The organism is Flavobacterium sp. (assembly GCF_043780635.1).
In the GTDB taxonomy this organism is placed as follows: Bacteria; Bacteroidota; Bacteroidia; order Flavobacteriales; family Flavobacteriaceae; genus Flavobacterium.
The window spans coordinates 29,358-50,872 of the sequence record NZ_JAYWCK010000080.1 but is presented as its reverse complement, the minus strand read 5'-3'; the positions used below and the strand labels follow the sequence as shown (position 1 = coordinate 50,872).

19 protein-coding genes and 2 pseudogenes are annotated in these 21,515 nt (G+C 33.6%); 1 reads left to right on the top strand and 20 read right to left on the bottom strand.

Features of this window, described 5'->3' with window-relative positions; genetic code table 11:
- Positions 1 to 11: 11 nt before the first annotated feature.
- From ACH2BV_RS07955 to ACH2BV_RS07890, 14 genes and pseudogenes are all read right to left on the bottom strand, one after another.
- Positions 12 to 1,121: a glycosyltransferase gene (locus tag ACH2BV_RS07955; protein WP_395050185.1), complete on the bottom strand. Its 1,110-nt coding sequence runs from the start codon at positions 1,119 to 1,121 to the stop codon at positions 12 to 14.
- Positions 1,122 to 1,332: 211 nt separating this feature from the next.
- Positions 1,333 to 2,679, bottom strand: coding sequence for a hypothetical protein (locus tag ACH2BV_RS07950; RefSeq protein ID WP_395050184.1), 1,347 nt, complete (start codon positions 2,677 to 2,679; stop codon positions 1,333 to 1,335).
- Positions 2,680 to 2,684: 5 nt separating this feature from the next.
- A complete protein-coding gene (locus ACH2BV_RS07945) occupies positions 2,685 to 3,203 on the bottom strand; it encodes an acyltransferase (protein ID WP_395050183.1) in 519 nt (172 codons plus the stop codon).
- Positions 3,200 to 4,342, bottom strand: a complete 1,143-nt coding sequence (locus ACH2BV_RS07940) for a glycosyltransferase (RefSeq protein ID WP_395050182.1) — start codon at positions 4,340 to 4,342, stop codon at positions 3,200 to 3,202. Before ACH2BV_RS07940 ends, ACH2BV_RS07945 begins: the two co-directional genes overlap by 4 nt.
- Before the next feature lie 260 nt (positions 4,343 to 4,602).
- A pseudogene (locus ACH2BV_RS07935) lies at positions 4,603 to 4,774 on the bottom strand (acetyltransferase); the annotation flags it as partial.
- 373 nt (positions 4,775 to 5,147) lie between these two features.
- The gene (locus ACH2BV_RS07930) at positions 5,148 to 6,512 is read right to left on the bottom strand and encodes a lipopolysaccharide biosynthesis protein (protein WP_395050181.1); all 1,365 of its coding nucleotides are present in this window, start codon (positions 6,510 to 6,512) and stop codon (positions 5,148 to 5,150) included.
- Between the two features lie 143 nt (positions 6,513 to 6,655).
- Entirely contained in the window at positions 6,656 to 7,660 is a 1,005-nt protein-coding gene (locus tag ACH2BV_RS07925; protein ID WP_395050180.1) for an NAD-dependent epimerase/dehydratase family protein, read from the bottom strand.
- Positions 7,661 to 7,716: 56 nt separating this feature from the next.
- Positions 7,717 to 8,074: pseudogene (locus ACH2BV_RS07920) on the bottom strand (GDP-mannose 4,6-dehydratase); the annotation flags it as partial.
- A gap of 52 nt (positions 8,075 to 8,126) precedes the next feature.
- Entirely contained in the window at positions 8,127 to 8,426 is a 300-nt protein-coding gene (locus ACH2BV_RS07915; RefSeq protein ID WP_395050179.1) for a helix-turn-helix domain-containing protein, read from the bottom strand.
- Positions 8,427 to 8,428: 2 nt separating this feature from the next.
- Entirely contained in the window at positions 8,429 to 8,767 is a 339-nt protein-coding gene (locus ACH2BV_RS07910; protein ID WP_395050178.1) for a type II toxin-antitoxin system RelE/ParE family toxin, read from the bottom strand.
- A 284-nt stretch (positions 8,768 to 9,051) separates the two neighbouring features.
- Positions 9,052 to 10,176, bottom strand: a complete 1,125-nt coding sequence (gene gmd / locus ACH2BV_RS07905) for a GDP-mannose 4,6-dehydratase (protein WP_395050177.1) — start codon at positions 10,174 to 10,176, stop codon at positions 9,052 to 9,054.
- Between the two features lie 54 nt (positions 10,177 to 10,230).
- Entirely contained in the window at positions 10,231 to 10,632 is a 402-nt protein-coding gene (locus ACH2BV_RS07900) for an endonuclease domain-containing protein (protein WP_395050176.1), read from the bottom strand.
- A gap of 336 nt (positions 10,633 to 10,968) precedes the next feature.
- A complete protein-coding gene (locus ACH2BV_RS07895) occupies positions 10,969 to 11,919 on the bottom strand; it encodes a GDP-L-fucose synthase family protein (RefSeq protein WP_395050175.1) in 951 nt (316 codons plus the stop codon).
- A 725-nt stretch (positions 11,920 to 12,644) separates the two neighbouring features.
- On the bottom strand, positions 12,645 to 13,394 hold the full coding sequence (locus ACH2BV_RS07890) for a hypothetical protein (protein ID WP_395050174.1): 750 nt from the start codon (positions 13,392 to 13,394) through the stop codon (positions 12,645 to 12,647).
- A 405-nt stretch (positions 13,395 to 13,799) separates the two neighbouring features.
- On the opposite strand from ACH2BV_RS07890, the gene ACH2BV_RS07885 reads away from it, so the two are divergent.
- Positions 13,800 to 15,308 (top strand): sodium:solute symporter, encoded by a 1,509-nt coding sequence (locus ACH2BV_RS07885; protein ID WP_395050173.1) that lies wholly within the window; start codon positions 13,800 to 13,802, stop codon positions 15,306 to 15,308.
- A 42-nt stretch (positions 15,309 to 15,350) separates the two neighbouring features.
- On the opposite strand, the gene ACH2BV_RS07880 is transcribed toward ACH2BV_RS07885, so the two are convergent.
- The 6 genes from ACH2BV_RS07880 to eno form a co-directional block, all read right to left on the bottom strand.
- Positions 15,351 to 15,716, bottom strand: coding sequence for a CoA-binding protein (locus ACH2BV_RS07880; RefSeq protein ID WP_395050172.1), 366 nt, complete (start codon positions 15,714 to 15,716; stop codon positions 15,351 to 15,353).
- Positions 15,717 to 16,032: 316 nt separating this feature from the next.
- Positions 16,033 to 16,329 (bottom strand): GIY-YIG nuclease family protein, encoded by a 297-nt coding sequence (locus ACH2BV_RS07875; protein WP_395050171.1) that lies wholly within the window; start codon positions 16,327 to 16,329, stop codon positions 16,033 to 16,035.
- Positions 16,330 to 16,525: 196 nt separating this feature from the next.
- On the bottom strand, positions 16,526 to 17,464 hold the full coding sequence (gene ctlX, locus ACH2BV_RS07870; RefSeq protein ID WP_395050170.1) for a citrulline utilization hydrolase CtlX: 939 nt from the start codon (positions 17,462 to 17,464) through the stop codon (positions 16,526 to 16,528).
- 69 nt (positions 17,465 to 17,533) lie between these two features.
- Complete coding sequence (locus ACH2BV_RS07865; protein ID WP_395050169.1) at positions 17,534 to 18,448, bottom strand: dimethylarginine dimethylaminohydrolase family protein; 915 nt, start codon at positions 18,446 to 18,448, stop codon at positions 17,534 to 17,536.
- Between the two features lie 93 nt (positions 18,449 to 18,541).
- On the bottom strand, positions 18,542 to 19,825 hold the full coding sequence (locus ACH2BV_RS07860; RefSeq protein ID WP_395050168.1) for a citrate synthase: 1,284 nt from the start codon (positions 19,823 to 19,825) through the stop codon (positions 18,542 to 18,544).
- 144 nt (positions 19,826 to 19,969) lie between these two features.
- Complete coding sequence (gene eno / locus ACH2BV_RS07855) at positions 19,970 to 21,262, bottom strand: phosphopyruvate hydratase (RefSeq protein ID WP_395050167.1); 1,293 nt, start codon at positions 21,260 to 21,262, stop codon at positions 19,970 to 19,972.
- Between the last annotated feature and the right edge of the window lie 253 nt (positions 21,263 to 21,515).

The following is a 21,515-nucleotide window of genomic DNA, read 5'->3' as shown; positions in this document are numbered from 1 at the left end:
ATTAACACTCATCAACTCTTCATTAATGAGAGATACATTTGCTCGTAAGAATTTGTCATTATTGATAAAGAAAATTTATCACGAATAATTTCACACGCACTAATAGATAATTTTTTATACAATTCATTATCTCCTGTTATTTGAATTATTTTATCAGCTAAATCATTACTATCAAATTCAGCAATTAAATAACCATTTACTCCTTGTTGTATAATTTCCGGACTTCCACCATCATTTGTTGCAATTACAGGAACTCCAAAAGCTAGAGATTCTAAAATTGAATTTGAGACACCCTCTTTGTGTTTTTTAGGATTTGTACATAATACAGAAATATCCGTAATTTTTAAAATCTTCTCTATATCTGACCTAAAACCCAGAAAATGTATTTTTTTACTTTCTAATTCAGACAATTCGGACATATAACTTTTTTGCAATGGACCATCTCCAACACAAATAAATGTATAATTATGATAATCTTTTAATATTTTTCTAGCAGCATTGACAAAAGTAGCGTGATCTTTATTTTCATCAATTCTGGCAATCATAGCTACTACATATTGTGTATTTATATTAGTTTCTTTTTTTAATGTGTCAGTTTCAAAATCTTTACAAATCAATCGTTCTTCATTAAACCCATTATATATAACTTTAGCTTTCGCATGAGGTATATTATAAGCCTTAATACCAGCAATTGAATTACCTACAATATAATCTGATAAAATTGTGTTTAAATATAATGTTAAACTCCAAACTGAGAATTTGGAAGGTTTGTTGCAATCTGCAACATAGGCTCCAATATATTTAAAAGAATAAAAACAACGAATTATATTTGTGTATATAGTACTAAACAAACTCCAAACTTGAACAACATCAGGATTATAATCTTTTAATAGACCATAAAGAACCTTAATTGTCTGAAAAAAATTTAACCCCTTATTTTTTCTATCAATTATATGTAAATTGATGTCGCAATTATATAATTCTGGATAGGCTATATCATTATTTAAAATAATTACCTGAATATTTTTATAACCCCGTTTATTTAAGCCCTGTATAAGTTGTAGACATCTTCGTTCTTTACCTCCCCCACCAAATGTATCTATTATAAATGTAATGTTCATTCCAATTTTTTTTATATTTCGAAGGTTGCAACACTCAATGACTTTTTCTTTTCTCAAAGAACTTATAATTCCCTCTTTGATAGAATCACTTAGCCAATTCAGTCTTTTCTTGTTTTATAACTCAAAAAGCAACACAATACCCTGTTTTTACAAATTCATTACATTGTATAAAACAAATTTTTACTGCACCATCTAAATTTTAGCCTATTAATTAATATTGCAATTTATTTAATTCTAGTTTTTGTTTGAACCTTTTAATTTTATAGGTCTGAGTACCTTCAGGGTTCATTTTAGGATATGGATAAAAGAGTGCTGCCATCCAAAAACACATCAATAGAGGATTTTCAATTAAAGAATAACTGATTGAGATCATTACAATAATTAGGAAGGGGAATCCCCAACCTTTAAAACCCAAAATTTGCGATTGCAATTTTGAACTCCTTAATAACATTACAAAAAAGAAAATCACTCCCACTAATCCAAACCGAGCAAAAAGTTTTCCTATTCCAGAAATTGTGGCTATTTCAGCTCCAAGTTTTGCAGTCCACATCTCTTTATTATGTCCTCCATAACCTAATATAGGATTATTTAAAAAATCTTGGTAATCAATAATAAATGAAGTTATACGCTGAGGAGCATATTTAGTATCATTATTGATTGAACTTTCAACAAGTTGATTAGTAGTGTTTTCTTGAGACAAACTAATGATTTTATCTGACATAAATGATAAAGATAAAACATATACACCCATAATGACAGATACAAATAAGTAAATCGATCTGTATTTGATATGCTGATTATAAGTGTAAAACATAATGAGTACAATAAAAATCCCATATCCAGTTGTTGAAAAAGTAGTAATTAGAGCAATCAAATACATCAAAAACCTCTTATTGATCAATTTATTAAACTTAATTTTAATAAAATGAATGTATATTGCAAGAGAAATAAATACAGCAAAAGCGCCAGGTTCCCATGCAAATCCAGAATTTCTAAATAAATTAAAATATCCTAAATTTACAACATAATCATTAACTACTGAAATATCATTAATAGTATAAAAGATAATGTTTGACTTCACATTTATGGAACCCGGTTTTGAAAATGCAAAGGAATCTATAAAACTAGTTAACTGCTCTGGGATTATCTGATGTAATGACCAAAAAAATAGAGAAATGATGCATAAATAATACATTACCTCTTCATAAATAACAAAAAAACGATATCTCAATGTGACAATAGTAATATATGTAATGTAAAAACTAATTAAATATATACTAAAAAATTGAAGGTGTACCTCTCCAAATTTGACAGTCAGTGCTAAAGAATAAATAATATAAGCTGTAGCAAGCAAATAAAATGTTTTGTTTAGTTGTATTCTATTATTTATTGCATAGTAAACGGCAAAAAAACATATAAAAAGTATTCCAACTATATCCTCCCAACTATTGAAAGATCTTACAAAAACAGTTGCACTACCGGCATAGATAATCAGAATGAAAACAAATATGTAATCAAGTGACTTATTTCTTTTTTTTCTTAATAATTGTAAGTTCAATTTCTTTATTTATTTAAATGTTTTAATATGTTGTCGGAAGCTAACTCCATATTGCTACTATCAATAAAAATTCCTTTTTTCAAAACGTTCTCTTCATACTCATTAATATTTCTAATAATTCTTGCAGGGTTTCCTGCTACTACTAAATTTGACATAATTGATTTTGTTACTACACTGCCTGCTCCAACAACCACGTTGTCACCTATACTAACATTCGGCAAAATAATCACATTACTACCAATGAAAACATTATTACCAATTGTTATTTTACCATAAACATTTATGTTAGGATATTTTTCACGAAATACCCAAACTCCACCATCATGAGTGTGAAAAGTTACATTATGTGCTAACGTAACATGATTGCCAATAGAAATAAGAAATGGCTCTGAACCAAAATTTATTTTGCCCGTAAAACGGGCATTCTTGCCAATAGCAACATTAAGATGTTTACTATATATTTCAGGTGTTTCATACTCGTTTGAAATAGCAAGTCTTAAACGAAAAATAATTTTTTTTATCATTTTAAAAAATCTTTTATTGGTTCTTTGTATGCATTAATATCAAAATATTTTTTTCCTGTTTTATAAGCTTTTTCTTCAATTATTTTTATATTTGGCATATTTGACATCACCCATTCCATTTTCATTGAGTAGGCTTCTACATCATAGTCATTGGCAATTAATGCATTATCCATATCTTTAAAATACCACTTAACTTCACCAAAATTTGTAGAGATAATAATTTTTTTAGAAGCTAAATATTCACATATTTTATGAGGAAATCTGGCTTCATCTTGTTTACTATTTCTAAGCGGTATTAATAAAGTAAGAGCATTTTTATAAAGACAAATCAGTTTATCGTATTCTAACTTAGAAAACAATTTAATTCTGCCTGAATTTTGCTCAATCAATTCCTTAATCCGAATAGAAATTTGACCACTTAACACTAGATAGAGTTTAATTGAATCATCTGTCTTTAATTTTTCAAATGCTTCAATAATAAATATGATTACATCATCATAGGCGCTCGAACCACAATACAAAAAGTAGTGATCGTCGAAATTATTTGAACAATTAAGTTTATTAAAATGGTCAAAGTCACAGATGGGAGGAATGATTAATGTCTTTGAATTTATATTTTTTCCTTTTAGATATTCGTCTAAGAAATGACTAATGGGCAGATAACGATCAAATAAGAACATTGAATAATTATCATATAAAAAATCATTTAATTTCAAAAACAAATTCCGATGCTTAAATTCTGACCGAATTTCCACATAATGCAAAATTGTCTTAAACTTAAAAATTTTTGAAAGAATAAAATAAAATATACAAAGTCCGAAGTATTGTGAATAAATATTAATCCAATCAATTTTTTTTTCTTTGTTAAGTTTCCAAATTGTTAGAAATTCAAATATTGGTAAAAACAATTTTATAAAATTTCTTTTAAGGAAATTTTCAGGTCTGTATTTCACGTTACTTACATCAATAACTTTGAATTCAATATTATCTGAAAAATAATTATTTTTAAGAAGTGGTATTCTATTTAAGAAAATTATTTCATTTTCAAAAGCCATTGCTTTAGCTATAGCTATATATCTATTTGTAGGTGCATTATTATTATTTGGATAACTCGACTGACCACAGAATAAAATTCGCATTTAAATATTAATTTTTTAAATAAGTATTAAGAAACATATGTTGTCATATTTATTAATCAAAACTTTTTAGTATTTAAGAAAGTTGCTAAAAATAAAAATTGATGTTTCTTTATTTGTGGCACTTACTTTTAAATTTTTTTATTCTAAACTTGATAAATATTTTAAGAATATTGACGTATCATGAAACATTTTAAAATTTTTTTTTAACTCATTTTCATCCCAGTCCCACCATTCTGAATCATTTAGTTTCTTTCTCAAATCATCTTCAAAACGATATTTTATATGTTTCGCAGGTATTCCACCAACAATTGAATATGGTTCAATGTCTTTTGTAATTACTGCTCTGGCAGTAATTATAGCACCATTTCCAATTTTTACACCACCAGGAATAACAACCCCTTCACCAATCCATACATCATGCCCTATTTCTACTTTATTGTATTCTTCAATATATGTCTTATCTGCAAAAGTTTTGAACAACTTATTATTTGAGTAAAATGCTGGATGTGTAGACACAAAAGTTGAAGGATGTATACCAAGTACAATTTGAACATTAGAACCAATAGAACAAAACTTCCCTATTGAGGTATTGATAATCTTTGTATTACTATTAACATAGGAATAATTATTAATAGACGAATTAACTAGAGTAACATTTTCACCGAGAAAGTTATTCATCCCAAATTTTGTGTTATTAATATTGTAACTTAATGAAAGTCTTAAATTATTTTTCCGATTAATAAATAAGTCTTTTTTTCTTCTAATCTGAAGTAAAATTCTTAGTAAGCTTAAGTTTTTCACAATATTACTTATTCCAAATTCCATATGCTTTATTATTTATAATTTTTAAATACTGAATTGGGCAAAGTATTACATGTGGGATCAAACATAAAATTGTTGCTATTATGACACCTGAAACTCCAAATCCCATATTGGATGCTAAAAAAATAGATAATGGAATATTCAACAAGGAAGTTGCTGCAATAGAATACATTTGAAGCTTTACTTTGCCTGTTCCATTAATAAAGTAAGTATAAGGAGCATAAAAAATAGTCAATACAAAAAATACTGCCATATAAATCGTCAAAGACATAGGGACATCAACTTTATCATTAATCCATAATCTATAAACAAAAGGAGAAACTATAACCATTCCAAAAATCAAAAATATTGATCCAAATGAGATTTTTATCAGATTTTTCATTGAGATTTTTATCCAGTCAAAATCTTTTTTTATATAAGCTTCTGTTATTGTAGACCAATATGGAGTGAGAACCATTGAAACAACCATATTAGAAACACTTAAATATTTAAAAGCAATATTAAATGGTACAACTTTTTCTGGACCGTAGAGTTGTGTAATTATTATATTATCTGTCGAAAATAGAATAATTCCTGAAAGTTGGATAATAAAAAATTTCATTCCTAATCCAAAAATATCATCCAAGTACTCTTTTTTCCATAAAGAAAGAGTTGGCTTATATTCTTTATATGTTTTTGAAAAAGCAAATAAATTTAATCCTAGTAATATTAATATAGGTAAAGCAGAAAAAATAAGACCAAAGAGTAATAAGGAACTTTCTGTCGTTTTTGTCATCAACCAAATTGCTAATAAAGACCCTACTGATGTAAAAAAATTAATTTTTCCCTGCATGGAATGATGTTGATCAGCTGTATAGATAGTAGTTATTAGTTTTACTACCATTTGCAAACAAAAAAAAGCAAATATTATAGGCATTAGTAAACTAAGTTGTTTTTGTAAGGAAGAATCTGTATTGAAAACTTGAGTCCAATCTATAAAAAAATTTAGACCAAAAAACACAAAAACTAGTATGAAACAAATACTGCCTATTGTAAAATAGGCACAGCTAACATATGCCCTTGCAAGATTTGTATCACCTTTGGACTTAGCCACTGCAAATTTGTTACGCAAACCATTTCCTAAACCAATATCAAAGAAAGAGAACCATGTAATGAAGGAACTTAATGTAAGCCAAATACCATAGTTTTCCGTATTAAGAAAATTGATAGTAAGTGGTACTAACAGAAAAGACGATAATATACTTCCTCCTTTATAGATAAAAGACAAAAGAATATGCTTTGTTATGTTTTTAGTACGAACACTTTTAATGCCAACTTTATCGTATAATGTATGTAATGTGTTTTTCAAAATGTAATTTTATTTAACTCCCCCCTCAATTATGGTAACAAATTATAAACTTTACTGAAATCCTATTGATAAAATATTTCGCATTTATAACATTATAAATTGTATTTATGAAATTTCTTAATGAACTTTTTATGAATAAATTTTTATATTAATTCGGGATATTTCTTAACCCATTTAATAAATTCTCCAATGCCTTCTTCTATATTTACTTTTGGTTTATAATTATAAATAATGGATAATTTATCAATATTTGCCCAAGTTGCTTTAACATCACCAGCTTGCATTGGCATAAAATTCTTTATGGTTTTTTGCTCTATCTTATCTTCAAGTACTTCAATAAAACGCATTAAATTTACTGGAGATCCATTACCTATATTAAGTACATTATAATTACTTTCAACCTTCATTGAAGCTAAATATATACCCTGTACTATATCTCCAACATAAGTAAAGTCTCTCGACATTTCACCATTGTTAAAAACATTTATAGGTTTGTTTTCTAAAATAGCTTTAATAAAAAGCATTGGAGCCATATCAGGTCTACCCCAAGGTCCATACACCGTAAAAAACCGCAAACAAGTAATTGGTATCTGATATAAATGACTATAAGAATGTGCCATTAATTCATTACTTTTTTTTGTAGCGGCATATAAACTAACAGGTGTATCTGTCTTATCATCTTCTGAAAAAGGTATTTTTGAATTGGTTCCATAGACAGATGATGATGAAGCATGAACCAAATGCTTTACTGGATAATATCTGCAAGCCTCTAATAAATAATGAAAACCAACTGTATTAGATTGTATATAAACATCTGGATTTTCAATTGAATAACGTACTCCTGCCTGTGCAGCCAGATTAATAACAACATCAAAATTTTCATTTTGAAACAATGTAAATAACTGTTGCTTATCTTCTAAGTTCATTCGAACAAATCTGTAATTAGTATTCTTCATACTTATTACTGGGTTGTACCACTTAATCATATCAGTTTCAATACCCGCTTCTTTTAAACGTTGGTATTTTAATAGTGGAGAATAATAATCATTGATATTATCTAACCCTACAACTGTATGTCCCTCATCAATAAACTGATTTACTGTGTGAAACCCTATAAAACCTGCTGCTCCCGTAACTAGTATTTTCATTATAATTATTTAGGCATTTCAATCAATAAACCTTTAATTTCTTTTGAAAAATTAATTTATTCAAAATAATTCATAGTCGTATAACCACCATCTTTTAAATATTGGGCTGCCCTGCATCAACTTAACATCAGATTGCATCATATCTTTAACCAAAGCGGCTAAATCGTATTTGCATTCCCATCCTAATTTTGTTCTGGCTTTTGTAGGATCACCTATCAACAAATCAACTTCGGTAGGCCGGAAATATTTAGGGTCAACCGCTAATACTTCTTTGCCTATTTCAATTTGAAATTCAGGATTATTACAAGCTTTTACATAGCCTTTTTCATTGATTCCTTCGCCTTTGAATTCTAATTCAATACCTACTTCAGCAAAACTCATTCGTACAAAATCGCGTACCGGAGTGGTTTTCCCAGCAGGCTTGCTGATAGCACAACAACCAAAAACTGTGGTGAGATGTACTGATTTATAAAAATGTCAATCCTATTCGCTTGTTTAATCCTAATTCAAATAGTCGAATTAAAGTTGACATTTGTATATTTCCTTTTCCATTTTCAATTTTAGAAATATAACTTTTTTTAGTCCCTGTTTTTTCGGCAAGTTGTTCTTGTGTCATTTTTGCTTCTCTTCTTGCTTCTTTTAACATTTCGCTGATAATAAACATTTGAGTATTTTCTTCATATTTATTTCTGCTTTCTGTTCCAATTTTTCCGTGTTCAACTTCAATAAGTTGATCGAAATTAGTTAGGTTGCTATATTTATCCATTTTTATTTTGTTTTAGTTGAAAAATATTCATTTTTCAATCGTATTGCTTTTTCTAATTCGCTATTTGGAGTTTTCTGTGTTTTCTTTTGAAATGCGTTGAATAATACAACTAAATTTCCTTTATCAAAACAACAAAATATTCTGTAAATATTGGATTGATATTCAATTCTTATTTCATAAACCCCTTCGCTTCCGAACAAATGTTTTAAAAATTTTTCAGGAACCCTGTCAACTTGCTTTACCAGTTCAAGAATATTTTTAATCTTGGCTTTTACTTTATCGTCTTGAATTTTATAAAAGTCAAGAAAGTGATTTTCGTAAAAGATTATCTGTCTACTCATTTTGCAAAGTTAATTTAAAAGATAACTTATTTCAACTTATTTAACGTTTATTTTTCTTTCTACACGAATTCGCATCACCTTATAGTTGCCATAAAAGGCTATTTTTTTTAGTAGGAACGACTGACATTTAACTGGTTTCCTTCGTCCCCTAGTCAAGCTTGGGGCAGGCTTAGCTCAGGATGACAGGTGAACTGGTTAATCGAGTGTGCCATTTATAATTGGGTTAACCAATTAACTTAAAAAAGATTGCCGCACTTCACTGCGTTACGTTCGCAATGACGCTACTACTCGAAATAATTCATAGTCGTATAGCCACCGTCTTTCAGGTACTGATCTTTCTGCATCAGCTTAATATCGGATTGCATCATATCTTTAACCAAAGCGGCTAAATCATATTTACATTCCCATCCCAGTTTTGTTCTTGCTTTCGTAGGATCGCCAATTAACAAATCGACTTCGGTAGGTCTAAAATATTTAGGGTCAACCGCTAATACTTCTTTGCCAATTTCGATTTGAAATTCAGGATTGGCGCAGGCTTTTACATAGCCTTTTTCGTTGATTCCTTCGCCTTTGAATTCTAATTCAATGCCCACTTCAGCAAAACTCATTCGTACAAAATCGCGTACCGGTGTGGTTTTCCCTGTGGCAATGACCCAGTCTTCTGCTTCATCAGCCTGTAGGATCATCCACATCATACGAACATAATCTTTGGCATGACCCCAGTCGCGCTGTGCATCCAGATTTCCTAAAAATAATTTATCCTGTAATCCCAAAGCAATTTTAGAAGTCGCTCGGGTAATTTTACGAGTTACAAAAGTTTCACCACGAATAGGTGACTCATGATTAAAGAGAATGCCATTACAGGCATACATGCCATACGCTTCTCTATAGTTTACCGTAATCCAAAAGGCGTACATTTTGGCCACGGCATAAGGAGAACGCGGGTAAAACGGTGTGGTTTCGGATTGGGGTACTTCCTGTACTTTACCATATAATTCAGAAGTGGAGGCCTGATAAATACGGGTCTTTTTTTCCAATCCCAGTAAACGAACGGCATCCAAAATACGCAAGGTTCCCAGTCCATCGGCATTACCGGTATATTCGGGTGTTTCAAAAGAAACTGCCACATGGCTCATCGCTGCCAGGTTATAGATTTCGTCGGGTTGGATGTCTTTAATTAAACGAATCAGGTTGGTACTGTCGGTCATATCACCATAGTGCAAAAAGAAATTGCGGTGATCTACATGGGGATCCTGGTACAAATGATCGATTCTATCGGTATTAAATAAAGAAGAACGTCTTTTTAATCCGTGAACGATATATCCTTTTTTGAGTAAAAATTCACTAAGGTAGGCGCCGTCTTGTCCGGTTACTCCGGTGATAAAGGCTGTTTTTTGTTGTGTACTCATATTGTTTTATTTCTTTGTTCTTTTTCGTTGTTTGTTATTCGTTTTACATCGCCATTAAAGGGTGTCGGAATAGTTGATTTGTTCTTCTAACTTTTTTAAAACTGAACTTATATCAGTGATTACTTCTTCATTAGTAAATCGGATTTCGCGTAATCCTTGAAAATTTAACAATTCGGTTCTAATTAAATCTTCGTTTTTTTGCTCTTCTGAATCATGATATTTTCCATCTATCTCGATAATCAATTTTAATTCATGGCAATAAAAGTCGACAATAAATTTATGTATAGGATGCTGTCTTCTGAATTTATAACCTTTAAACTGTTTATTTTTAAGTTTATCCCACATCAAAATTTCAGCCTGTGTCATCCTTTCCCTTAATTGCATTGCTAACAAAAAATTATTGGCTGGCGCTCCTTTCCACATACTTTCATCATGATATTGATATTGATTTTTCATTATCCTTTAAAAATAATAATTTATTTGATATCTATTTTTGGTTAGTTTTTTCTTTAAATAAATTCCTCCCTTTAGGGCCGGGGTAAAGAATTTATTGATCCCTCCCTTTAAATTTGTTTTTTCTTTAAATAAATTCCTCCCTTTAGGGCCGGGGTAAAGAATTTATTGATCCCTTTAGGTCTGTTTTTTCTTTTTCCCCTACACTAAAGGGTGAAGAAAAAAACCATAAACATTGTTGAAATAAATTCCTCCCTTTAGGGCCGGGGTAAAGAATTTATATATTGCTTCCTTTAATATCCCTCTGCAGCTGGCTCCCCCTTTAGGGGGCGGGGGGGGTTATAATGTCACTTTTTTAATAGTGTCAACATTCTTCAAAAACCAATCATAGGTTTTTTGAATTCCTTCTTCTAAACTTACCTGATGTTTCCAGCCCAAAGCATGCATTTTAGAAATATCCATTAGTTTTCTGGGTGTACCGTCGGGTTTAGTGGCATCCCAAATAATTTCGCCCCGATGTCCTGTAATTTTCTGAATGGTTTCGGCCAATTCTTTGATGGTTAAATCTTCGCCCGTTCCTATGTTATATAAGTAATCCGGCAGTGTATTTTCAAGTGCAAAAACAACGGCCTGTGCCATATCATCGACAAACAGGAATTCCCGCATAGGAGTTCCACTACCCCAAAGTGTGACTGGAGCATTGTTATTTTCTTTGGCTTCATGAAATTTTCGTATCATAGCTGGCAAGACGTGCGAGCTGTTGAGATCAAAATTATCATGAATCCCGTATAAATTCGTTGGCATTAGGCTAACGTAATCTTTATTGAATTGTTTTCGGATAGCTTGGCAGGCTTTTACTCCTGTGATTTTGGCTATAGCATACCATTCATTTGTTGGTTCCAACTCGCCCGTAAGCAAATAGTCTTCTTTTAAAGGCTGAGGCGCTAATTTGGGATAGATGCATGAACTGCCCAGGAAAATAAACTTCTCAACACCCGCTTGTAAAGCAGCATCAATTAGATTATTCTGAATTTGCAGGTTTTCCATGAGAAATTGGTAGGGAAAATTTGAGTTGGCCAAAATTCCGCCCACTCTTGCTGCTGCATCAATAATCACTTCGGGTTTTTCAGTAGCCATAAAATCCATTACCGCCTGCTGATGTCGCAAATCCAGTTCTTTACTGGAAACGCCTATAAGATTATTGTATCCTTTATCAGTCAGAGCTCTCCAGATGGCGCTTCCCACCATACCGTTGTGACCTGCAATATAAATTTTTGAGTTTAGGTTCATTTACTTATCTTTATTTATAGTGTAAACACTTTTTAACAATTAATCCGTTTTTAAATAATTAATGGTTGTGCCTATAGTAGAATTCGTATGAAGTATTATTATTAAATAATCGTATTGTCATCTAGCCTCTATCAGCATTTCGTTTTACACTTCATCCTGTAAATAGTAAGCACTAAAAGCAATCCCTGTTTTGATACTACGTTCCTTTAACTTCTCTGAATTAGTAACCAAAAATTACATGGCTTCGCCATTCCTACTCCCAATTAAGAGTAAAAAAAAGAGGTTAAAATTTCAAAATGCAAATATAGTGAAGAAAAAATGGCTTACACCATAATACTTTTTTTGCTTACAAAAAATAATACCTCCATAACACCCACTAAAATAGCGTCTTCAGTAGCTTCTGAGACTCAATTTTATATATAAAATCCAATAATTGTGATACATCAAACGAAATTGCAAACACAAAGTCAGGAGGGTGTCTTCTAAATTAGCGCAAACCTATACCTAATTCCGCTGATTTTTTTACGGTTTTCCTCATTGGAGTGCTTCTTTTCATAATATTGCCTTTTTGGGTACAGCTAAAAGTGTTAGAAACAGGAAGGTTTGAGAATTGGTTCTCGGGATTCTAAGTCAGATTCTTGTGGGTCGATCAACTGGACCGGGAAAATTGGGTAAAAGAAACGGATGCCCAATACCTATAACCCAATACCCAGAACCGTCAATAACTAACGAATCCCCACTACCTCAAGCCCAACAGCCCCCTCATCTTGCAACAAATAAAATACCCCATTAACCTCCTGATAAAATTTCAGCCCCACAAAAGCAAACTGTCTGCAACTACCAAGAGGCAAATCGGTTGGCCTCAAAGAAAAAGTTGAGACATCAAAATCACGACCTAGAACCAATGGAGTGCCCATAAATAAGCGATAGTCCAAAGTCTCGAAATCAAAATTCAAAACACCCACGCTTACCTCAAGATGAGTAGCCGAGCGGGCAAAACGAACATTTTTAATAGCAAAACGACTGACCGTATAGCTAAAAGTATCCCAATCAAAAGAACCGCTGCCCATCAACGTCTTCGAAACGGACCGCTTTGGAGTAAAAACAAATTTCCGGAACAGCAATTCCCCCATAGGAGTACCTATTCCAGCCCCCACATTGCGTTTACCCCGATCTGAAACCGTATCACAAGCCTTAATCTGTTGCAAAACTTGCATCATTCGGGCGTGCAACTCCCCTTCAGTATACTGATACAAAAAAGGATGCAGACTGGCTTTAAGACACTTCTTAACTTTGGAACAATCTCCAAATTCGGTATTATTCTCCCGAACCCGCACCATCGTCGGACTATTCTTAATCCTTTCCCCATTAAAACCACCACCCGCTTTCCGCGCTACGGCTTTCCCTTTTCTAAAATAAAAATTAATCTCTCCCAATGTCCCCTCTAACCGAATAATCCCAGTTTGCTTTGCCATAGTATTAAAATTTCAGAAAGCTAATATACCAATTATTTATACTAAAAACCAGTATATGCTGTATTTATACCGTGTATATGTCGTATATATACCGTATCATCGATAAATAATAAGCATACAATCCACCTAAACCACCCCTAATTAAATTAAATCAAACCCAACACCCAACACCCAACACCCAACACCCAACACCCAACAACCGACAACCGACAACCAACAACCAACAACCAACAACCAACACTCAACACCCAACACCCAACACCCTACAACTGACAACTGACAACTGACAACTGATAACTGATAACTGATAACCAACAACCGACAACCGATAACAGAAAACCAATAACGGATAACCGATTCAAAGAAAAATTTGTACTTTGGCTTCGCAATCAAAGCCATCAGTCTATGACACCATCTGCCATCCTACTGCTCATCACCGTTTATTTTGGGATGTTATTTTATATTTCTCATCGCACCAGTAAAAACAACAGCGGCAATGATGCTTTTTTTAAAGCCAATAAAAATTCCAAATGGTATTTGGTCGCTTTCGGGATGATTGGCACGGCTCTTTCGGGGGTAACTTTTATCTCGGTTCCCGGCGAGGTAGGTGCTCCGAGTGGTGAACAGTTCAAATACTTTCAATTTGTTTTAGGGAACGCGATTGGGTTTATTATCGTGGCTACGGTATTACTTCCCTTATACTACCGCATGAATCTGACGTCTATTTATAGTTACATCGAAAAACGACTGGGCTTTTACTCCTATAAAACCGCAGCCGCCATATTCCTGGCAAGCCGAACCATAGGCTCCTCCTTCCGGTTGTACCTAGTTGTGATTGTTTTGCAACGCTTTGTCTTTGATTATTACAGAATTCCGTTTGCAATGACTGTATTGCTTTCGTTGGCCTTGATTTTCTCCTATACCTATAAAAGTGGTTTGAAAACAATCATTATCACTGATGCTCTTCAAACTTTTTTCTTAGTAACTTCCGTTTTTCTGACCATTTATTTTATTTGTTCGAGTCTGGATTTGAGTATTGTTGGCGCTTTTGAAGAGGTGAAAAACAGCAATTATTCCAAGATTTTTTTCTTTGATGATGTCCTAACGAGTAAGTTTCATTTTGTCAAACAAATTTTGGGTGGGATGTTTGTCACCATTGCTATGGTCGGTTTGGATCAGGATTTAATGCAGAAGAACCTGAGTTGTGCGACCATTGGCGAAGCCCAGAAAAACATGTTCACCTTTACCGGAATATTCGTGCTAATCAACATCTTCTTTCTTAGCGTGGGAGCTTTGCTATACATTTATGCTGAGAAAAACGGCATCAGTGTGCCAACTGATTTGGTTACCGGAAAACCCAGAACCGATTTACTATTCCCTGAAATTGCCTTTCATCATTTGAGTATTGTGCCTTCGGTAGTGTTTTTGTTGGGATTGACGGCCGCTACTTTTGCCACCACCGATTCGGCTCTTACAGCACTTACCACTTCTTTCTGTGTCGATTTTTTGGGTATGGACAAGACCGAAAATCTAAACAAGCCCAACATCGTGCGTCGCCGTCATATTGTGCATCTCAGCTTTTCATTCCTGATGTTTCTGGTTATTATTTTTTTTAACGCCATCAATGACAGCTCGGTGGTAGGAATGATTTTTAAGGTCGCTTCATACACCTATGGACCTCTTTTAGGATTGTATACTTTTGGATTGTTCGTCAAGTCGAAAACAGTCAAAGACAAGTGGGTGCCTTTTATTTGTGTGCTTTCGCCTATCCTCACCTTGTTGATTAGTGAAAATTCGGCAACCTTGTTTTTCGGATATGTATTTGACAACGAATTGATCATCGTCAATACCCTGATAACATTTGTTGGTTTGTATTTGATTAGTAAACCTGCAGTAGAGGAAACGAGGTTTTAGGAAAAAGCTTCCAGCCTTTTAAATACAGAAAGCTTTTAAGTATTAATACTGATTTGTAGTCAATAACACCAAGGTACATGCCACTTCGGCTTGTATGTTATTCAGTTCCAATAATTGGTAGAACTCCGGATTCTCGGTTCCGGGATTGAAAATTACGCGTTTCGGCTTTGATTCGACAATGTAATTATAATAATCTCTTTGGCGTGTTGGGTTTAAATACAGAGTAATTGTATCTATGTTTTTTAATGGAATGGCTTTAGTTTGGATTTTTACTCCTGCTACTTCACCGGCATTTTGGCCAATGGCTAAAACGGAATGTCCTTTTTCAACTAACATTGTAATTGCCAAGTAAGCGTATCTGTCTGGTTTCGTGCTGGCGCCGAGAACCAATGTTTTTTTATTTTTCATTTGGCAAAAGTACGATTTAGTTGTTAATTTCTTGAACCATTAAGAGATTAAGATTAATAAGGCGCTGGGGGCTATTCATTTTTGATGTTAATTTTTTGTTCCTTCCGATAGCTCAATATCATTAAGTTAAGCCCTTTACCGTCTCTTCGAGTGATTTTTAATAGTAATGCGATAGCTTTACTATTAAAAATTGTATCGAGAAGCACTATAAAGTTAATGGTTCTCGATACAATTTTTAAAGGAATCGTTTTTCCATTCTTCAAAATTTGTCTGACTTTAAAAATCACTCCAACTGACGAATTCTTAACGTGAGTTGCTATGGTTTATTAAATTTTTTCTTTGCTAAATTAGGAAGTTTGTCATATTCTTCATTAATCAATGATTCTTTTTTTGCCCTTGACCATTTTTTTATTTTTTTTTCAATGTCAATTGCAAAATTAATATCTGTAAATTCACAATAATATACCAAATCAACAGGTCGTTTATTTGCTGTATAACAATCAGGATAGAAAGCGGTTTCGTGCTGAAAAAGTCTTTGTGTTAAATTGCTTGTAACTCCAGTGTAATAGAAATTGTCAGAGCATTTTAAGATATATACATAAGACTGTTTCATACTGTTTTTTTTTAATAATAATTTTATTACCTTTAAATTTAATTATTCTCGATACATTTTTTGTTCCGTTACTCTCCACAAAAAACCGAACAGACGGTAACGGTAATTACAACAAAAGGGCTATTTTTACAAATAAAACAACCATCAACACTCAAACCGAAGAACATTACTTACATCCTATTTATTGGAAAATAAATTATTCCTCTCTTGGCAGGAAAATTTCCGCCATCATACATCGGGCACTTCCTCCTCCGCATGCTTCGATGGTATCGAGACTGGAACTCAGAATGGTGACGTGTTCTTCGAGTTGGGCGATTTGCTTTTTGGTCAGACTCTGATGGGCTGAGTTGCTCATTACCAAATAACGTCTGTCATCTGCTCCTTTAAGTTCCAGCATATTTCCTGTAAAATTATTTACTTGAGCCTCAGTTATCAGAATGACTTCTTTTTCGTCGCCTCGTAAACTGTCCAAAACCATTTTTCGTTCTTTCTTGTCATCGATACAATCAGCACAAATCACAGCAAAGGTTTCGCCAACACACATCATCACATTGGTATGATAAATGAGTTTTCGTTCTCCATCTACCGTTTGATAGGCTTCGAAGATCACGGGAGAATATTCGAAATCTTCACAGAATTCAATGAATAGTTCTTCATCTGCGCGAGGGGACAAGGCACAATAAGCTTTACCATTTTCTCTGTCTAAAATTAGACTTCCGGTGCCTTCGAGATAGAATCCATCTTCTTCAGCAGAAGTGTAATCCATGATTTCGTTGATAACAAAACCATTGTCTTCGAGAATATCCAGAATATCTTCGCGACGTTCCTCTCTACGGTTTTCGGCAAACATTGGGAATAAAACCACATCTCCATTTTCATGAAAAGAAATCCAGTTATTCGGAAAAATACTATCTGGTGTGTCTGGAGAAAGCGTATCATCGATTACGATAACATTGATTCCTACCATTCGAAGTTTTTGCACCAATGCATCAAACTCTTGCTGCGCTTTGGCGTTCACGGTTTCCTTTGACAAGCCGTCCAATACTTTTTGGTAATAATTATTTACAGCCGTTTGTTCGTTCATCCGAAACGCCACAGGGCGAATCATTAGGATGGAATTTGTTGTTTGGTTCATATTTTTATTTATTTATTCTGTAGAGACGCACTGCAGTAGAGACGCACTGCAGTGCGTCTCTACGAAAAATTAATCTCTAATTAACGGCAAGGTGGAACATCGCAATAATCCTTCCTGTTTGGCAATTTCGGCATAGGGAATTTCTTCCACGATAAAACCATTGGCTCTCAGCCAAGTGTTGAGCCGCTTGAATTTTTTTTCAGAAACCACGACATCGGTAGCTATAGAAAACACATTGGAATTCATATGGTACATTTCTTTTCTGGTGATATGAAAGAGGTTTTCCGAGCCGAAAAGCCCCACTAAAAATAGGTAATCGGCTTCTTCGCGGAAGCCTCTTTTGTAAATGATAGCTTTGTTTTCGCCCACAGGTTGAAAGCAGCAATCCAAATGCAGAGCATTATCCCGGGCTTCAATTTTTGATTTTACCAAATCAAATTCCTTGACTATCTTGTTGGGAAATAAATCTCGGATGTATTGTACGCCCTGAGTATTTGTCCTTGCAGTAATATAATCTTTGTAATCACTGCCTTTGTAGGTCCCAATAAAAATGTAATTTTTCCATAACATCACATCACCGCCTTCTATATGAACTTCTGATGGCGGACGAACGACTTTAGCCGGATTAATTTGGTCGATGATATATTGAATGGCGTCTAATTCTCGCTCTCTGTCCGGCAAAATATTGGATTTGATAAAGACGTCATCAATTACAAAACCAATGTCTCTCACAAAGATCTGATTGTAATTTTCCATTATTTCTGGGCGAAAAACGGTAACATCATATTTTTCGAAAACCCGATCAAAAGCCTGCATTTCAATTGCCATATCTTCTTCCTTTGGGTAGGTTCCCGCCAGAATGTGTTCCAGTGATTTGGGGTCATATGCTTCTTCAATTGACGGCGTGGGTCCGTTACTTATAACAGTCCCCAAAACAACAGCTCGCAGTCTTGAAGTTTCATTTTTTATGTTTAGTTCCAGCATAGTTGTTAATTGGTGTTTACTTCGTCAGTTCGCTAAGCTCGTGTGCCAAAGATAAAAAAAGCCCCGCATTTTGCGAGGCTTTCTAAAAATATTTTAACGTTTATCCGCAGGAAGAAAATCCCTCAATCCATAGCCAGTGTAAATCTGTCTTGGTCTTCCGATAGGCTCTTTCTTTTCTCTCATTTCTTTCCATTGTGCAATCCATCCCGGCAAACGTCCTATGGCGAACATTACGGTAAACATATCCGTTGGGATTCCTAAGGCACGGTAAATAATTCCGGAATAGAAATCGACATTTGGATACAATTTTCTGGATACAAAATAATCATCGGCCAGAGCTGCAGCTTCTAATTTTTTGGCAATGTCCAAAATTGGATCTTCAACGCCTAAAGTTTTTAAAACCTCATCAGCCGCTTTTTTAATAATTTTGGCTCTTGGATCGAAATTTTTATAGACTCTGTGTCCAAAACCCATCAGTCTAAAAGAATCGTTTTTATCTTTGGCTTTAGCCATATATTTATCAGCATCGCCACCATTGGCATGAATTTCTTCTAACATTTCAAGAACCGCTTGGTTTGCTCCACCATGTAATGGTCCCCAAAGCGCAGAAATTCCAGCAGAAATAGAGGCAAATAATCCAGCGTGAGAAGAACCAACCATTCTCACAGTCGATGTAGAACAGTTTTGTTCGTGGTCTGCGTGCAGGATAAACAATTTATCTAATGCTTCTACAATTATAGGATTAGCTTTATAAGGTTCTGTTGGCAATTTAAACATCAATTGCATGAAATTCTCCACGTATCCAATTGTGTTATCGTAATAATTCAAAGGATAGCCCATACTTTTTCTGTAAGTCCAAGAGGCGATTACAAGGAATTTCCCCATAAGTTTACAAACCGCTTCATACAATTCGTCTTTGTTTTCAGGATTTACTGCCGAAGGATTAAAAGCAATCAAAGCGCTTGTCAAGGCAGACAAAACTCCCATTGGGTGAGCAGTTTTTGGAAAGCCGTCAATGATGCTTTTCATTTCCTCATTGACCAATGTGTATTTTCTAATATGAGTTTCAAATCCCCACAATTGTACTTTAGTAGGCAATTCTCCAAAGATTAACAAATAACATACTTCAAGAAAATCTGCTTTTTCTGCTAATTCTTCGATTGAATACCCTCTATAACGCAAAATCCCTTCTTCTCCGTCCAAAAAAGTAATTTCACTTGTGCATGCACCTGAATTTTTAAATCCCGGATCTAAAGTGATTGCTCCTGACAAATCACGTAATTTATTGATATCAATACCTACTTCATTTTCGGTTCCAACAAATATTGGAAACTCGTATTTTTTGCCATCAATTTCTAATGTTGCTACTTTTGACATAACTAATGTTAAATTATTTTATTTCTTCAAAAATAAGAAAATTTATGCTAATAGAAAGTCACATTTATTACAAAATTAATAAAATTTCAAAAAAAATAGCCCTCCACATCAGCGGAAGGCTATTTGCATTATAATTGCACTATTTTATTTTATTTTGAAGGCATTTTTACCAGGAAAATAGGCTGTATTACCTAGCTCTTCCTCAATTCTTATCAATTGATTGTATTTTGCCATACGGTCTGAACGTGAAGCCGAACCGGTTTTAATTTGACCACAATTCAAAGCTACTGCCAAGTCAGCAATAGTGTTATCTTCAGTTTCTCCTGAACGGTGTGACATTACTGAAGTATAACCTGCATTTTTAGCCATATTTACCGCTGCAATGGTTTCTGTCAAAGTTCCGATTTGGTTTACTTTTACCAAAATAGAATTGGCAATTCCTTTTTCAATTCCAGTTGACAAACGTTCTACGTTAGTTACGAACAAATCATCACCCACTAATTGAACTTTGTCTCCAATTTTTTCAGTTAATAATTTCCATCCGTCCCAGTCATTTTCGTCCATTCCGTCCTCGATAGAGATAATTGGAAATTTGGCAGCTAATTCAACCAAATAATCAACTTGTTCCGCTGAAGTTCTGATTTTTCCAGTTGGACCTTCAAATTTAGTGTAATCGTATTTTCCGTTTTCGTAAAATTCAGAAGAAGCGCAGTCTAGCGCCACCATTACTTCGTCACCAAATTTATAACCAGCAGCTTCCACTGCTTTTTTGATTGTATCCAAAGCATCTTCAGTTCCACCGGCTAAGTTTGGAGCAAATCCACCTTCGTCACCTACAGCAGTACTCAAGCCTCTGTCGTGCAATACTTTTTTCAAATTATGGAAAATTTCGGTTCCCATTTGCAAAGCGTGTGTAAAAGATGTTGCTTTTACCGGGATAATCATAAATTCCTGAAACGCTATAGGCGCGTCAGAATGAGATCCTCCGTTGATGATATTCATCATAGGGACAGGCAATGTATTTGCCGAAACTCCACCAATATATCTGTATAAAGGCAATCCTAATTCGTTAGCAGCTGCCTTTGCAACCGCAAGAGAAACACCAAGAATCGCATTTGCACCCAAGATGGATTTGTTATGTGTACCGTCTAACTCAATCATTGTCTGGTCAATCAGGTTTTGTTCAAAAACTGATATTCCCAATAATTCTTCGGCGATTTTAGTATTTACATTTTCCACCGCTTTTAAAACGCCTCTTCCAAGAAAGTTTTTTCCTCCGTCACGTAATTCCACTGCTTCGAATTTTCCGGTTGAAGCACCAGATGGAACTGCTGCTCTTCCTAAAACACCGTTTTCTGTAACTACATCTACTTCTATGGTAGGATTTCCTCTTGAATCGAAAATTTGTCTTGCGTGAATTTTGATAATAATACTCATTTTTCTTATTTTAAATGTTGAAATATAATTTATTGTGTTACAAATATATTATTTCTATAATTAACGGTATATCAAAAACGATTAATGTTATTAACGAAAACGTTATAATAATTTAAAAATAAAGGAGTTGAACAATTTTAAAAACTTTTCACTTCTTGAAGGCCTTTTTTTGAATTATAAATGCTTTTAACTTAACTTATTCAAGAATGAGAAATAATGACAATAGTGATTAGAATTCAACAAGATTAGTCTC